This window comes from Streptomyces sp. NPDC006265 (genome assembly GCF_040613555.1).
Classification (GTDB): domain Bacteria; phylum Actinomycetota; class Actinomycetes; order Streptomycetales; family Streptomycetaceae; genus Streptomyces.
The window spans coordinates 1-1,913 of the sequence record NZ_JBEXSH010001258.1; the positions used below are offsets into that span (position 1 = coordinate 1).

Here is a 1,913-nt window from a genome sequence, read left to right on the forward strand (position 1 = left end):
AGCTACCTCGCCGGCCTTCATCTGCGCGCCTCGATGATCTGGCTCAGAGAGCTCACCCGGACCACCTGATGATCACAACCGAATACGCTCCCTAGAGGAACGTGTGCCCCTCGCCGCGATAGGTGGGCACGGATGCCGTCACCGCGTCGCCCTCGACCAGGTGCAGCGCGTCGAACCGCTCGCACAGCTCACCGGCCTTCGCGTGCCGGAACCACACCTTGTCCCCGATCAGCAGGTCGTCGGCGGGTGATCCCAGCAGCGGCGTCTGCACCTCACCGGCCCCCTCCTGCGGGTCGTAGCGCAACCCTTCGGGCAGATGCGGCACGGGCGACCGGTCGGCGCCGGCCGCACCCGAGGCGGGGTAACCGCCGCCGAGGACCGTCACGACTCCCACCCCCGGCCGCCGCACCACGGGCATGGCGAAGAGAGCCGCCGGACGGCCGCTGAACGAGGTGTAGTTGTCGAACAGGCGCGGCACGTACAGCCCCGACCCGGCGGCGATCTCGGTCACCGCGTCCTCGGCCGCCGTGTGCTGCACCGAGCCGGTGCCGCCGCCGTTGACGAACTCCAGGCCCGGCACGACGGCCCGCACCGCGCGCACCACCTCCGCACGACGCTCGGCGAGTTCACGCTTGGCGGTGGCCTGCATCAGCCGGATGGCACGGGACCGCAGCGGACGCCCGGCCAGCGAGTCCCCGACCCCGGCGACATGCCCTTCGTACGCCATGATCCCCACGACCTCGAAGCCGGGCCGCCGGGCCACCGCACGTGCCACGTCGGCGACCTGGGCGGGGGAGTGCAGCGGCGAACGCCGGGCCCCGACCCGCACCCGCCCACCGAGCAGCTTCAGGGAGGTGTCCAACTCCAGGCACACCCGCACCACTTCACGCCCGCCACCGCGAGAGGCGTCGATCAGATCCAGCTGGGCGACGTCGTCGACCATGACGGTCACGACGGCGGCGAGCTTGGGATCACCGGCGAGTTCGGCGTAGGCCGCACGGTCGGCGGACGGGTAGGCGAGCAGCACATCGTCGAACCCCGACCGGGCCAGCCACAGCGACTCGGCGAGTGTGAACGACATGATCCCCGCGAAGCCCTCCCGGGCCAGGACGCGTTCCAGCAGCGTCCGGCAACGTACGGACTTGCTGGCCACGCGGATCGGCTTGCCCCCGGCGCGGCGGACCAGATCGGCGGCGTTGGCGTCGAAAGCCTCCAGGTCCACGATCGCGAGAGGGGCGTCGAGATGGGCGGTGGCCCGGTCGTAACGGGCCCGGTCGGCGGCGCGCGCAGTCATGAACGCAGCCTGCCAGACTGGATTACCGCAGGGTAGGGGGACGTTCCGGGCAGATGCCTCGGCGTCGTGGACTGGTTCCCGTTCGCCCAGGGACAAGCCGTAGAGTGACGCGCACGTACGGCGGAGGACGCCGGCCGGGGATCCGTGCCGGGATGACGCTCCATCCGTACGGGTATGTGTGCCCGGGACGATTCGGTGCCGGGCCTCGGGCGGGACGACACCGGCCCGCGCCGGACGAGCGGCCCGGGCATGAGGAAACGGGGGGTGCATGAGCACGGAAGCGCGACGCGCCTCCTTCCCTCCGCCCCCCACCACCCCACCGCGCCCCGCCACCCCACCGCGCCCGTCACACCCGCCGGCCACGCCGGAGGACCCGGCGACGGACGCGCGGGACACCCCGGGCACAGCCTCCGGCCCCGCGACGGGACCGGCAGCCACCCCGCCCGGGCCGGACGGCGCGCAGTCCTCCGACCGATCGAACGGCCGCCCCCGTTTCCCGAGCCTCGGCGCCACGAACCTCGACGCCACCGCACCCCGACGCGACGAGCCCGCCCCACCCTCACCCCGACGCTCCGAGCCCCCCCCCACCCCGCCCGCCGAGTCCCCAGCAACCCCCCCC

Annotated in this window: 1 protein-coding gene; it reads right to left on the reverse strand. The window is 73.4% G+C overall.

Features of this window, described 5'->3' with window-relative positions:
• Positions 1 to 91 precede the first annotated feature (91 nt).
• The gene (locus ABZ281_RS47775) at positions 92 to 1,294 is read right to left on the reverse strand and encodes an amino acid deaminase/aldolase (protein ID WP_356664940.1); all 1,203 of its coding nucleotides are present in this window, start codon (positions 1,292 to 1,294) and stop codon (positions 92 to 94) included.
• Positions 1,295 to 1,913 lie beyond the last annotated feature (619 nt).

Bases quoted from the DNA above. Each gene is read 5' to 3' on its own strand.
- ABZ281_RS47775 (WP_356664940.1), bottom strand. From the start codon at position 1,294: ATGACTGCGCGCGCCGCCGACCGGGCCCGTTACGACCGGGCCACCGCC.